Genomic DNA, 12,743 nt, shown 5'->3' on the forward strand with positions numbered 1-12,743 from the left:
GGGTGGGAACGACGGCCACGCTGAGCGTCAGCAGCTTCACCATGTTCGAGGCGACGATGGAGCCGGCGGAGGTGCGCATGCCCGGCCGGGTGATGGTCGCCATCCACAACACGGGCAACACGGCGACCGAATTCGACGTGACCGGGCGCGATCTGCAAGGGCTGATCCGTTTCCGCGGCGACCGCAAGGGCGTCCCCCTGCCACCGAACGGCACGGCCAACGTCGAACTGGCGCTGGAGGCGCGCGAGACGAACTGGCTGGGCGAGGGGGACGTATACCCGTTCGAGGTGGAGGTGGCCGCGGCGCGGGGCGGCAAGCAGACGCTGCCCGGCGAGGCCATCGCCCGCTCGCTCATCCCGACGCCGTGGATGTATGCCATCCTCTTTGTGGCGGCTTTCGGCTGCGTGCTGGCGTCGCTGGCCGCGTTCTCCAACTGGGAGCGCCTGCTGGGCATCGGCGCGACGCTTACGCCAACGCCGACGCTGTCGTTTGAACAGATGGGCGCGACGCAGACGGCGGTCTCGGCGGCGCAGACGGTTGTCGTCAGCACCCAGAGCGGCGCGGCGACGAATGTGGCCCAGACGGCCATCGCCGAGGGGGACACCGACCTGGACGGGTTGAGCAATACCCAGGAGACGGTGCTGACCACCGACCCCAACAGCCCGGACAGCGACGGCGACGGGCTGAAGGACGGCGATGAGGTGCTCATTTATAGCACGCAGCCCAAGAACGCCGATACCGACGGCGACGGACTGAAGGACAACGATGAGATCGTCACCTACGAGACGAATCCCATCCTGAACGATACCGACGGCGACCGCGTGCCGGATGGGCAGGAAGTGATCCTGGGCAGCAACCCGCTGGTTCCCAACCCGCCCACGCCGACGCCGGTGACGCCCACGGCCGTACCACCCAGCGCCACGTGGACAATTCCCGCGCCGACGGCCACGGCTAGCGTGCCGCCGCCCTCGGCCACGCCCACGTGGACAATTCCCGCGCCGACGGCCACGGCCAGCGTGCCGCCGCCCTCGGCCACGCCGACGCTGACCCTGCCCGCGCCCACGGCGACGGCCACGGCCACCGTCCCTGTGGCGCAGCCCATGCTGACCTGCATCACCACGCCGCCGGTCATCGACGGCTCGCTCAACGTCGGTTCCGAGTGGCCGAGCGCGCCGCTGTTCACGTTCCAGCCCACGGGCGGCGGGCCGTCGAGCCTGGTGGAGGTGTACGCCGCGCGCGACGCGGGTACTATCTACTTCGGCTTCTTCATCGGCGACAGCAGCTATCAGGTGACGGACTCGGTGCGACTGTACATCGACACACTGAACGACGGCGGCGACGCCAACACGACCGACCGCTTCTTCCAGGTGGCGCGCGACGGGGCGCGCCTGCTGTGGGCCGGCGAGGGCAACAACAACGACGGGCTGGAGTGGAACTCCAACTACACCAGCTCGAACTGGACGGCGGCGGTGGGCGAGGCGGGCGGCGGCCGGTGGGTGGTGGAGATGGAGATCAACGCCCAGCAGGAGTTGAATGGGCTGACCGATCCGTTCAGCCTGCTGGCCCAGGTGCTCTACACCGGCGAGCTGGCGACCTACCCGACGAGCGGCGTATCGAATCAGGCCAATACGTGGCAGGATATTCGCAACGTCCTGTGCCAGTCGTGACTTTGTAGCGCGGGATGGTATCCCGCGTCCAACGGCCAGAAGAATGGCTACGGATTTAGACGGACGAGACGAATAAAGAACAGATTGCTCATCCGTTCATTGTCCGTCTCCTCTGTCCCAATGCGTAGCCATTTCTGTTGAGGCGTGAAGACGCGGGATGCCATCCCGCGCTACATTTTGTGGTAAACTCAGCGGTTATTATGCAAGCGCAATCAGTTGGCGAGTTAAGCCCGCGCGCCCGCAAGCGGGGGCTTAACACGGTCATGGCCGTGTGGTTTTTGATGAATGCGGGCTTTTTCCTCATTATCCCCCTCGTTTCGCTCCATTACGTGGATGGGCTGGGCTGGGCGGCGGCGTTTATCGGCCTGGTGCTGGCCGTGCGGCAGTTCGCGCAGCAGGGCTTGACCGTCTTCGGCGGGGCGCTGGCCGACCGCTTCGGCCCCAAGCGGCTCATCCTGGCCGGCGTGCTCATTCGCACCGTCAGCTTCGTGGTCATGGGCTTCGCCACGACGCCGTGGCTGCTGATGCTGTCGGGGCTGCTGGCTGCCCTGGGCGGGGCGCTGTTCGACGCGCCGCAGCGGGCGACGCTGGCCGCGCTGGCCCCGGAGGCGGAGTTGACCGCCCTCTACGGCCGGTTGGGCATCCTGCAGAACGTGGCCCGCACCGTCGGCCCGCTCATTGGCGCTTACCTCATCCGCTTCGACTTCCAGGTGGTCGGGCTGGCCTCGGCGGCGTTCTTCCTGATGGCCTTCTTCGTCACCCTGATTTTCCTGCCGCCGGTGAGCGTGTGCAGTGAACCGCAGACCGTTCGCGCCGGGCTGGGGCTGGCGGCGCGGGATGGGGCCTTCGTGGTGTTCACGGCGCTAATGATGGGCTTCTGGTTCATGTGGGTGCAGTTGTCCATCGCCATGCCGCTGGCGATCAAGGCGCTGACGGGCGACCCGACCAGCGTCGGCCTGATGTTTACCGTCAGCGCCGGGCTGGCGATCGTCCTGCAAGCGCCGGCGCTGCGCCTGTCGGGGCGCTACTGGCCGCCGCTGGTGACCATCATCGCCGGCGTGGTCAGCATGGCCGTGGGCATGGCGCTGATCGGGCTGGGCCACAGTCTGGCGATGTTCTACGTGTCGCTGTTCTTCTTCTCGCTCGGATCGGTGCTGGCGACGCCCAACGCGCAGACGGTCACGGCCGAGATGGCCGACGAGCGGGCGCGGGGAGCGTACTTCGGCGTGGGGTCGCTGGCGATGGCCGTCGGCGGCGGGCTGGGGCACGTGTTCGGCGGGACACTGGTGGACGTGGCCGCGGCGCGGGGCGCGCCGGCGCTGCCGTGGCTGACGTTCGCGGGGGTGGGGTTGGTGTCGGCCGTGGGGCTGGTGGTGTTCTACCTGTCGCGCCAGTCCGGGCCGCCGCGACCGCTCTCCCACGTGGCTACGTCGGGGGACTAGAAGCAGAGCTCACGCAAAGGAATCCAAGGATGCTAAGAACGCAAAAAGAGATGATTCTTCTTGGCGTCCTTGGTTTCCTGAGCGTCCTTTGCGTGAGCTCTTTTACATCAGTCGGGCGAAGATGTCGCCGGAGGCGCGGCTGGCGGCGAGACGGGTCAGGGCGGCGGCCATCGCGTCGGACGGCAGCCAGGTGGGGGAGGCCCAGCGGTGGGTTTCGCCCGCGAACCAGTTGAATTCGTAGCGCCCCAGGGCGTCCAGCCGGGCCAGGCAGGCCTGGGCCACGTCGATGGCCGCGGGGATGTACTCGAAAGAGATGAGCGGCAGCGGCTCCGACAGGCCGCGCAGCGCCTCAGCCTCGTACCCCTCCACGTCGATCTTGCACAGCGCGGGGCGGCCGTGCGCGGCGATGAGCGCGTCGAGCGTCGTCACGCGCACCGTCTCGGCCGCCTGCCAGCGCACGCCGCCGAACGACGCATCCTGGCGGACGGCGGCGATCCACTCGTCCGACAGGGTAGAGACGGTCGGGTTGCGCCGGTCGCCGCGCAGAGTGGCCGCGCCGGGGGTGGCCCCGACGGCGGCCTGGACGAGCGTCACGTGGGGGGAGCGGCCGTAGAGGCGGCGCAGCCAGGCCACGAGCGCCGGCTGCGGCTCGACGGCGACGACCCGCGCCCCCAGCGCCAGCCACGCGCCGACGCGGTTGCCGACGTGCGCGCCGATGTCGAAGCAGAGGTCGCCCGGCCGGATGAGGGGCGCGTAGAAGCGGGTCAGTCGCCGCCGCTTGCCCGGCGCGTAGTAGATGGCGAGCGAGCGCAGGATGCCCGCTTGTTGCTCCAGTTGCTCCTTCATCCGAATCAAGATGGTAGGGGCGCACCTACGTGTGCGCCCTGGGGCAGACACGCAGGGGCAGACACATAGGGGCAGACACGCAGGTCTGCCCCTACTACGCAATGTTGCCCGCCCGCCCCAGCCGCCGGGGCAGCGCCGGCAGCCCCAACGCCCGGCGCAGGCTGTCGGCGTGTTCCTCTTCGTGCTGGGCCATGTCGAGCAGGTAGCCACAGGCGGTGGTCTGGCCCGGCCAGGGGGCGGGGAAGACGCGGGCCAGGGCCTCGTCGGGCAGGCCGCCAGCCACTTCCAGCAGCGCCCGCCGGGCGGCGACGTAGGTGGCCCACGCCTCGGCCCAGGGCTGGGCGGCCCAGACCGCGCCCCGCCGGTCGTTGTAGGCGTCGAAGTCGGCCAGGCGCTCCTCGTAGACCGGCTCGCGCCCGGCGGCCACGGCGCGCAGGGCAATCACGCCCAGCCGCTCGTAGTCGGCCAGGTGGCCCACGACCTGCTTGAGCGACCATGCGCCGCTGATAGGGCGGGTTTCGCCCTCTCGGGGCGGGATGAGCGCGGCCAGGGCGGCGAACTCGGCCCGCGTCAGGCCCAGGATGGGGCGCAGCAGGGCGCGGTGGATGACGCGGCGGACGGGGTCGTTGGGTGGGTAGGTAGCCCTCCAGCGGGCCAAGTCGGCCGAGTGCTCGGCGTCATGACGATAGGACCAGCCGGCCCAGGTCACCGGCGTAGCGCGCCAGCCGGGTCGCAGTTGGATGCGCCGGTAAAGTGCGTCATCGGGCAGCCGGTCTAGGGCCAGCAGCAGGCTGCGCCGCTCCTTCTGGCACAAGGCGACGGCCTGGGCGAAGGGCAGACCGGCGAGGCGCTGACGCAGGGCGGCGTTGCGGGCGTCGAGCGTGTCTTCGCCGACGCCGATAGGCTGGATTTCAGCGCGGCGGCCGTCGACCAGCTTGCCCAGCCGGTCAGCAGCAAAGGCATCCCAATAGGCCAGATGGGCCAGCAGGGCGGAAGCCGGCCAGCCCTCGAATATGAGCTCCTGGCTCAACGTCTCTTCGCTGAGACCTTCAAGTTGCTGCAGCAGGTGGCCGCGCTCGGCGGCCAGCCGGGCCACCAGTTGGGCGCGGCGGGCGGTCTGTTGCGCCGGTGTGTCCATGGTCGCTCCTTACGCAGAGGCGGCATGGTACTCCAGGCGGCGGGCGGCGGCAAGGTTCGTAGTCAGGCAATTTAGTGTCGTTCTTCGCTTGAGGGAGAAAGAACGGCGATAAATTGCCTGACTACAGGCCGGAGGTGTAGCGGCTGCGGTCGAGGGCGTCGCCAGTCGGCGGGAGGTCGAGCGGCTCGGCCGGGGGCGGCGGGGGCAGCGGCTCTGGCTCCGGCGCGACGGGGTCGGGCGTCCGCAGGCGGAAGATGACGTAGATGCTGAGCAGGCTGAAGACGGCCAGCAGCCCCTCGGTGGCGTAGGGGCCGACGCGCTGGACGGCGACGACGGCCAGCATGTCGAGCGCGGCGTGGTAGCCGATGGCCAGGAAGAGCCAGCGGATCGACCGGCGCAGGAAGGCCTGCAACACGATGACCGACATCGCCAGATGGGCCAGGATGGCAAAGACGCGCTCCAGCCCGCCCAGCAGCAGCCCGTACCAGGGCGTATTGAGGATGTCGGCCAGCGCCCCTTCGACGAGAGCGCGCTGCTCGGCCGGAAGGACGCTCATGGCCGTCTCGTTGCGTGTGGCGGCGATCAGCGAGACGAAGCTGATAGCCCCTAGCGCGCCCAGGAGGATGGCCTCGATGCCGCCGTGGCCCGCGCCGAGCATGAGGCCGCGCGACCAGGAGCGGGCGTCCTTGGCCCAGAAGCGGTAGGTCAGGTAGCGGGCCGTCTCTTCGAACACGCCGGCCGACAGCCCGGCGAAGAGGCCGACGAGCAGCAGGTTGGGCCAGCTGGTCAGGTCGGTCGGCAGCCAGCCGGCCGACTGCACAACGGCGTTGAACGGGATGTGCAGCACCTGCGACAGGATGAAGGTGACCGCGCCGATGAAGAAGAAGCGGAAGCTGGCGCGGGTCTTACTGTGGATAAAGAGGGCGACGATGATCGGGATGAGGATCATCGCGGCGTAGTTGATGCTGAGCAGGATGTAATTCATGGCGTGGGAGCCGGGTGGGGGCGGTGTCGTTCAGGTTGATGGGCGTCAGCGGACAAAAGAAGACCACCGCTCCGGATGAACGTGTGGAGTGCAGCCAATCCCCACACAATGTCGGCCACTGGGACGGCCCCACGGGGTCGCCGATCCAAGTTAGCCATTACTTGGTCAAATAGTTTGACTCACGACGTTCAAACCAAGCAGCGGTGGTTTCAACGACATCATAGCATAGAGTGGGGGCGAAAGTAAAGAGTGATCAATGTCATGCCGAATTCATGACATTTGACGCAGGTGGCCGCGGGGGCGGCGGGGACGTAGAATAGCGGCGTGACCGACAGGCCAGACAGCCCACTGCTCATCCCGGCGGCCGAGGCGCGGGCCGAATTGCGGGTGAGCAACTCGCGCTTCATCGCCACAGCCGCGCCAGTCTTCACGGTGGAGGCGGCGCGGGGCTTCATCAGCCGCGTGCGGGCGGAGTTCCCCGACGCGACGCACCACGTGCCGGCCTACGTCATCGGCCACGGCGCTACGACCATTGCCCACTGTCACGACGACGGCGAGCCGGCGGGGACGGCCGGGCGGCCGGCGCTGGCGGTGGTACAGGGCAGCGGGTTGGGAGACGTGGCCGTTGTGGTAACGCGCTACTTCGGCGGGACGAAGCTGGGCACAGGCGGGCTGGTGCGGGCCTATGGGGACGCGGTGAAGGAAGTGCTGGCAGTGCTGCCCCGCGCGGCGAAGGTGGCGACGGTGACGGCGATGGTGGAAGCGCCCTACGCGCTGCTGGAGCGGCTGCGGCTGCTGGTGGCGGGGCACGGCGGGCTGGCGCTGGGGGAGGAGTTCGCGGCCGAGGTGACGCTGACGGCGCGCTTCCGGGCCGCGCGTTATCCGGCGTTCGCCGCCGCGTTGCAAGAACTGTCGCAGGGGAGCGTTGAGGCGGTGGTGGTCGAGACGGACGAAGCGACGATTATGCCGTTGTAGCGCGGGTTGGCAACCCGCGAACGGCGCGCGGGCGAAGGGGCGGGATGGCATCCCGCGCTATATCAGGAACGTTAATATTGTTCGTAAGGATGGGCGGTTAGATTACACCCTAGGCAAACGCATTTAGAACGTTAAGCACAGCTATCGTGTTATCCTCTAGCGGGGGGCGATTTTCCCCTTTCAGGCAACTTTACCTCGTCGCGCAGCAAGTGAGAGCAGTCGAATTCGGCCAGGGCCGGAGTTCGTGGTGTGTCGCGTCGGATGGGCGGAGGGTGAGCGGATGGCTGATGTCGCGCCCAGTACTGAAATAGGACGATAAACTATCTACGGCGTATGCGCCGCGGGCCGGGCGGTCTGGGGCGCGCGCAAGGAGTCGTTGCATTGTTAGCTACCGCTGAAAAGACAACCTTGATCACCCCCTACGGTGGGACGTTGGTCGATCTGATGGTTCCGGAAGGGGAGCGCGCCGAGTTGCGCGCCTACGCCAACACCCTGCCGTCGGTTCGCATCTCCGAACGCGCCGTCTGTGACCTGGAGCTTTTGGCGACCGGCGCGTTCTCGCCGCTGGATCGCTTTATGGGTCAGGCCGACCACCAGAGCGTGCTGGACACGATGCGCCTGACGAACGGCTACCTCTTCCCGATGCCCATCCCCCTGCCGGTGGATGAGGACACGGCGGCCCAGTTCAAGATCGGTCAGGACGTGGCCCTGCGCAGCCCGGCCAACGAGTTGCTGGCGATCATGAACGTCGAAGAGATGTATGAGTGGGACCTGGAAGAGGTCGCTCAGAAGGCGTTCGGCACGCTCGACCTGCGCCACCCCATCGTGGCCGAGATGCACAACTGGGGCAAGTACAACCTGTCCGGCCCCATGCGCGTGCTGCAACTGCCGACGCACTACGACTTCAAGTCGCTGCGCTTCACGCCGCGCCAGACGCGGGCGATGCTGGAGGGGTTCGGCCACCACAACGTGATCGCCTTCCAGACGCGCAACCCGCTGCACCGCGTGCACGAGGAACTGACTAAGCGGGCCACGCAGGAGAAGGACGGCGTGCTGCTGCTGCACCCGGTGGTGGGCATGACCAAGCCGGGCGACGTGGATCACTTCACCCGCGTGCGCACCTACAAGGCGCTGGCGCAGCGCTACTATGATCCCGACCGCATCCTGCTATCGCTGCTGCCGCTGGCAATGCGCATGGGCGGCCCGCGCGAGGCGCTGTGGCACGCCATCATCCGCCGCAATCACGGCGCGAACCACCTGATCGTCGGCCGCGACCACGCCGGCCCCGGCAACGATTCCAATGGCAAGCCGTTCTACGGCCCCTATGACGCGCAGCAGATGGTGGAGCAGTACGAAGAGGAACTGGGCGTGACGGCCGTGCCGTTCCAGATGCTCGTCTATTTGCCGGATGAAGACCGGTATGAGGAAGTGACGAAGGTCGCCAAGGAGACGAAGACGGCCTCCATCTCCGGCACGCAGGTGCGCGAGCAGTACTTGCAAAACGGCAAGCAGCTGCCGGAGTGGTTCACCCGGCCGGAAGTGGCCGAAATTCTGGCCGAGACGTACCCGCCGCGCTATCGCCAGGGGGTGTGCGTGTGGTTCACCGGACTGCACAACGCCGGCAAGTCAACGACGGCCGGCGTGCTGACGACGCTGTTGCAGGAGTTCGGTCGCAACGTGACGCTGCTGGATGGCGACGTGGTGCGCACGCACTTCTCCGAGGGGTTAGGCTTCAGCAAGGAAGACCGCGACGACCACGTGCGGCGTATCGGCTTTGTGGCGTCGGAGATCGTGCGGCACGGCGGCATCGTCGTGGCCGCGGCGGCCAGCCCGTACCGCGCCACCCGCAATGAGGTGCGCAACACCATCGGGCAGGAGAATTACATCGAGGTGTACGTGGATACGCCGCTGGAGATCTGCGAACAGCGCGACACGAAGGGGCTGTATGCCCGCGCGCGCCGGGGCGAGATCGTCGGGTTCACCGGTATCGATGACCCGTATGAGGCGCCGCAGCACCCGGAGATCACCATCGAGACGCTGAGCCACACGCCCGAAGACAACGCGCGGATGGTGCTGAATATGCTGATCGAGCAGGGGTTTGTGCGCACAGAGGCGCCGGGCCTGCGCGACAACTAAGAAGGGATCATCCGCAGATTACGCAGATTAAACAGGAACAAGAACCTATCATGACTCATGTAGAATACCCCGGCTACGTTTTGTGGATGACCGGCCTGTCGGGGGCCGGTAAGACGACGATTGCGCTGCTGCTGGAGAAGGAACTCCAGTCGCGCGGCTGCAAGTTTGAACGGCTGGATGGCGACGTGGTGCGCGAAAGCCTGACCCGCGACCTGGGCTTCAGCAAGGAAGACCGCGACAAGAATATCGAGCGCGTCTCGTTCGTGGCCAAGCTGCTGTCGCGCAATGGCGTCGGCTGCGTGTGCTCCTTCATTTCGCCCTACCAGGCGGTGCGCGACATGGTGCGGGCCAGCACGACCAACTTCATGGAGGTCTTCATCGACGCGCCGCTGAACGTGGTGATGGACCGCGACGTGAAGGGCATGTACAAGAAGGCCATCGCCGGCGAGATCAAGAACTTCACGGGTATTTCTGACCCGTTCGAGGCCCCGACCAACCCGGAGATTCACATCCACACCGACCAGGAGACCCCGGCCGAGAGCGCCCAGCGCATCTTGAGCTACCTGGAGGAGCGGGGCTACATTCCCGTCCGCGAGGCAGCGTTGCAGCCAGCGTAAGAAGCTCACGCAAAGAACGCCAAGAAAGCGAAGAACGCCAAGAAAGAGCTTCTTGGCGTTCTTCGCTTTCTTGGCGTTCTTTGCGTGAGCCTCTTTCCCCTATAAGATACAGTCAGTTGATGCATACGATTCAGACGGCGTGGCGGGTGGGCCGCGCGCAACTCCACGATTCGCCCTCGCCAGCGCTGGACGCCCGGTTGTTGCTGGGGCACGCGCTCGGCTGCGATCACGCCTATCTGGCGGCCCACGGCGACGAGGCGCTGACGGCCGGGCAGTGGGCGGACTACGCAGCGCTGCTGGCGCGGGCGGCGGCGGGCGAACCCATCCCCTACCTGGTCGGCCACGCGCCTTTCTTCGGCCTGGAATTCGAGGTGTCGCCAGCGGTGCTGATTCCGCGGCCGGAGACGGAGGGGCTGGTGGAGGTGGCGCTGGCTTGGGCGCGAGGGCGGGGGGCCATGCGCGCCGTGGATGTGGGGACGGGCAGCGGCTGTATTGCCGTGACACTGGCGCGCCATCTACCGGAGGTAGCGGTGGCGGCGGTGGATGTGTCGGCGGCGGCGCTGGCGGTGGCCCGGCGCAACGCGGAGCGCCACGCGCCCGGCCGCGTCCACCTGCTGCGCGGCGATTTGCTGGCGGCGCTGATCCCCGGCTTTGACCTGATCACCGCCAACCTGCCCTACGTGGCCGGGCCAGAGTGGACGGCGCTGCCCGTTGGAGTACAATCCTACGAGCCGGCGCTGGCCCTGGATGGCGGCCCCGATGGGCTGGACTTAATTCGCGCGCTATTGCCCCAGGCGGCCGGGCGGTTGCGGCCCGGCGGGCTGTTGCTGCTGGAGATTGGCTGGCGGCAGGGGGCGGCGGTAGCGGGGCTGGCCCGGCAGGCGTTCCCGGCGGCGCGGGTTGAGGTACGGCCGGACTTCGCGGGGCATGACCGGGTGGTGGCGGTGTGGGAAGAGGAATAATCCACAGATTACGCAGATTTCAGAAGATCTCGCGCAAAGACGCAAAGAACGCAAAGCTAAGCGGTTGTTGATTCTTCGCTTTGCGAACTTTGCGTCTTTGCGTGAGCCTCTTCCTGATAATCTGCCCAATCTGCCTAATCTGCGGATAATAGAAGGATGGAGACGGTCTATTTACGGGCGGGGGATAGGACGGCAGTAGCCGAGGCGGCAGGGTGGCTGCGGCGCGGCTATCCGGTGGTGTTCCCGACCGACACGGTGTATGGGGTCGGGGTGACGCCGTTCGACGGCGCGGCCATTGAGCGGCTGTACGCGGCCAAGGCGCGGCCGTCGGACAAGGGCATCCCCGTGCTGCTGGCCGACGCGGCTGACGTGGAGCGCGTGGCGACCGGCATCCCGCCGGCGGCTGCTGAGCTGATGGCCCGCTTCTGGCCGGGGCCGCTGACGGTCATCGTGCCGCGCCGCCCGGAACTCCCGGCCGCGCTGTCGCCCAACGACGCCGTGGCCGTGCGCGTGCCTGACCATGCCGTGGCCCGCGCCCTGATCCGCGCGGCGGGCGGGGCGGTGGCGGCCAGCAGCGCCAACGTCTCCGGCGAGGCGGCGGCGCTCAGCGGCATGGCGGCGCTGGCGGCGTTGCGCGGAGTGGTGGCGGCGGTGCTGGATGATGGGCCGTCGCCGGGCGGGCAGCCGTCGACCATCGTCGATTGCACGGGCGCGCGGCCGGCCATTGTGCGCGCGGGACCTTTATCCGCGGCTGACTTAGGACTGTAAGAAGAGGAATGATCCGCAGATTACGCAGATTATAAGGGGCCAATTCTAAAAGCCAGGGATCAGGTGCAACCCACTTCAGAAAGTGGATCGCACCGGGGAAGTGTTCTTCCCTAGCCCCTAGGCCCTAGTCCCTACTCATGACTGGTTTGTTGCTGCCCATTGTGCTATTTGCGGCCGCTCTGGCGGCCACGTTCATGACCTACCGCAATATTCGTCGCGGTGGGGCGCGTTTCTATACCCTGGAGCGGGAGATCATCCTGCGGCGCGGCCTGATCACGCTGGTGGCGGCGACGCTGCTCTATAGCGGCGCGCTGGCGGTGCTCTACTACCAGCGGCAGCAACTTATCCTGGCCGCGCTGCCGCCAGAAGAGGCCACAGCCGAGGCGAGCGGTACGGGCGCGCCGGCCATCACGTCGACGCCGCTGCTGGAGCAGTTCCCGCCCACGCCGTCGCCCACGTCGCTGACGCCGCAACCGACCGAGACAGCCACGCCGACGGTCTGCCGGGGAGTAGTGGAGGGGACGGGCGGCAATGGCCTGCGGATGCGCGACGCGCCCAACGGCGAGGAGTTGGTGGTACTGGCCGATGGGACGCTGCTGACCGTGTTGGAGGACGCGCCGACGGAGGCGGGCGGGGTCATCTGGCGCAAGGTGCGGGCCGTCGGCGGCGAAGAGGGGTGGGTGGCGGAGGATTTCCTGACCATCCGCGCGCCTTGTAATTAGGGGCCAGGTTCTAGGGGCTAGGGATTAGGGGAAGAACGCTTTTCCCTAGCCCCTAGAACCTGGCCCCTACCTTTGCGTGAGCCTTCTGAGATGTTGATCGGTATCGACGCCAGCCGGGCGACGACGGGGCAGCGGACAGGAACGGAGGGGTATGCCTATCACCTCATCCGGGCGCTGATCGCGTTAGTGGGGGAGCGGGGCCACCGGCTGCGGCTGTACTTCAACGAGCCGCCCGCGCCGGGGCTGTTCCCCGACGCGCCGGGCGTGGAGCAGGTGGTCATCCCGTGGCGGCGGCTGTGGACGCACGTCCGGCTGGGCCACGAGTTGCGCGCCCGGCCGCCGGGCGTTTTCTTCACCCCGGCCCACGTCATCCCCGTCGGCATCCGCTGCCCGGCCGTCGCCACTGTCCACGACCTCGGCTACGAATATTTCCCGGAAGCTCACCCGCGCCGCCAGCTAGCTTATCTGCGTTGGAGCACGCGCCA

10 protein-coding genes and 2 pseudogenes are annotated in these 12,743 nt (G+C 67.4%); 9 read left to right on the forward strand and 3 right to left on the reverse strand.

Annotated elements, in window-relative coordinates; all coding sequences use genetic code 11:
• Both ACE3UY_RS01550 and ACE3UY_RS01555 read left to right on the forward strand, forming a co-directional pair.
• Positions 1–1,667, forward strand: a pseudogene (locus ACE3UY_RS01550) (hypothetical protein); the annotation flags it as partial.
• A 200-nt stretch (positions 1,668–1,867) separates the two neighbouring features.
• A complete protein-coding gene (locus tag ACE3UY_RS01555; RefSeq protein WP_374685792.1) occupies positions 1,868–3,109 on the forward strand; it encodes an MFS transporter in 1,242 nt (413 codons plus the stop codon).
• A gap of 102 nt (positions 3,110–3,211) precedes the next feature.
• Here ACE3UY_RS01555 and ACE3UY_RS01560 read toward each other — a convergent pair whose 3' ends face one another.
• The 3 genes from ACE3UY_RS01560 to ACE3UY_RS01570 all read right to left on the reverse strand — a co-directional run bounded on the left by ACE3UY_RS01560 (position 3,212) and on the right by ACE3UY_RS01570 (position 6,078).
• Positions 3,212–3,955, reverse strand: a complete 744-nt coding sequence (locus ACE3UY_RS01560; protein ID WP_374685793.1) for an FkbM family methyltransferase — start codon at positions 3,953–3,955, stop codon at positions 3,212–3,214.
• Between the two features lie 94 nt (positions 3,956–4,049).
• The gene (locus ACE3UY_RS01565; RefSeq protein ID WP_374685794.1) at positions 4,050–5,093 is read right to left on the reverse strand and encodes a DinB family protein; all 1,044 of its coding nucleotides are present in this window, start codon (positions 5,091–5,093) and stop codon (positions 4,050–4,052) included.
• Between the two features lie 121 nt (positions 5,094–5,214).
• Positions 5,215–6,078 (reverse strand): YhfC family intramembrane metalloprotease, encoded by an 864-nt coding sequence (locus ACE3UY_RS01570; RefSeq protein ID WP_374685795.1) that lies wholly within the window; start codon positions 6,076–6,078, stop codon positions 5,215–5,217.
• A gap of 324 nt (positions 6,079–6,402) precedes the next feature.
• On the opposite strand from ACE3UY_RS01570, the gene ACE3UY_RS01575 reads away from it, so the two are divergent.
• From ACE3UY_RS01575 to ACE3UY_RS01605, 7 genes and pseudogenes are all read left to right on the forward strand, one after another.
• The gene (locus ACE3UY_RS01575) at positions 6,403–7,053 is read left to right on the forward strand and encodes a YigZ family protein (protein ID WP_374685796.1); all 651 of its coding nucleotides are present in this window, start codon (positions 6,403–6,405) and stop codon (positions 7,051–7,053) included.
• Between the two features lie 333 nt (positions 7,054–7,386).
• Entirely contained in the window at positions 7,387–9,189 is a 1,803-nt protein-coding gene (locus ACE3UY_RS01580; protein ID WP_374685797.1) for a bifunctional sulfate adenylyltransferase/adenylylsulfate kinase, read from the forward strand.
• A 50-nt stretch (positions 9,190–9,239) separates the two neighbouring features.
• A complete protein-coding gene (cysC, locus tag ACE3UY_RS01585) occupies positions 9,240–9,806 on the forward strand; it encodes an adenylyl-sulfate kinase (RefSeq protein WP_374685798.1) in 567 nt (188 codons plus the stop codon).
• Positions 9,807–9,925: 119 nt separating this feature from the next.
• Positions 9,926–10,768 carry a peptide chain release factor N(5)-glutamine methyltransferase gene (gene prmC, locus ACE3UY_RS01590; protein ID WP_374685799.1) on the forward strand — a complete coding sequence of 281 codons (843 nt, stop codon included), beginning with the start codon at positions 9,926–9,928 and terminating at the stop codon, positions 10,766–10,768.
• Positions 10,769–10,924: 156 nt separating this feature from the next.
• Positions 10,925–11,536 carry an L-threonylcarbamoyladenylate synthase gene (locus ACE3UY_RS01595; protein WP_374685800.1) on the forward strand — a complete coding sequence of 204 codons (612 nt, stop codon included), beginning with the start codon at positions 10,925–10,927 and terminating at the stop codon, positions 11,534–11,536.
• A 137-nt stretch (positions 11,537–11,673) separates the two neighbouring features.
• Positions 11,674–12,258, forward strand: a complete 585-nt coding sequence (locus tag ACE3UY_RS01600) for an SH3 domain-containing protein (protein ID WP_374685801.1) — start codon at positions 11,674–11,676, stop codon at positions 12,256–12,258.
• Between the two features lie 90 nt (positions 12,259–12,348).
• Positions 12,349–12,743 (forward strand): annotated as a pseudogene (locus tag ACE3UY_RS01605) (glycosyltransferase family 1 protein); the annotation flags it as partial.

This window comes from Promineifilum sp. (SeqCode), assembly GCF_041918635.1.
Lineage (GTDB): Bacteria > Chloroflexota > Anaerolineae > Promineifilales > Promineifilaceae > Promineifilum.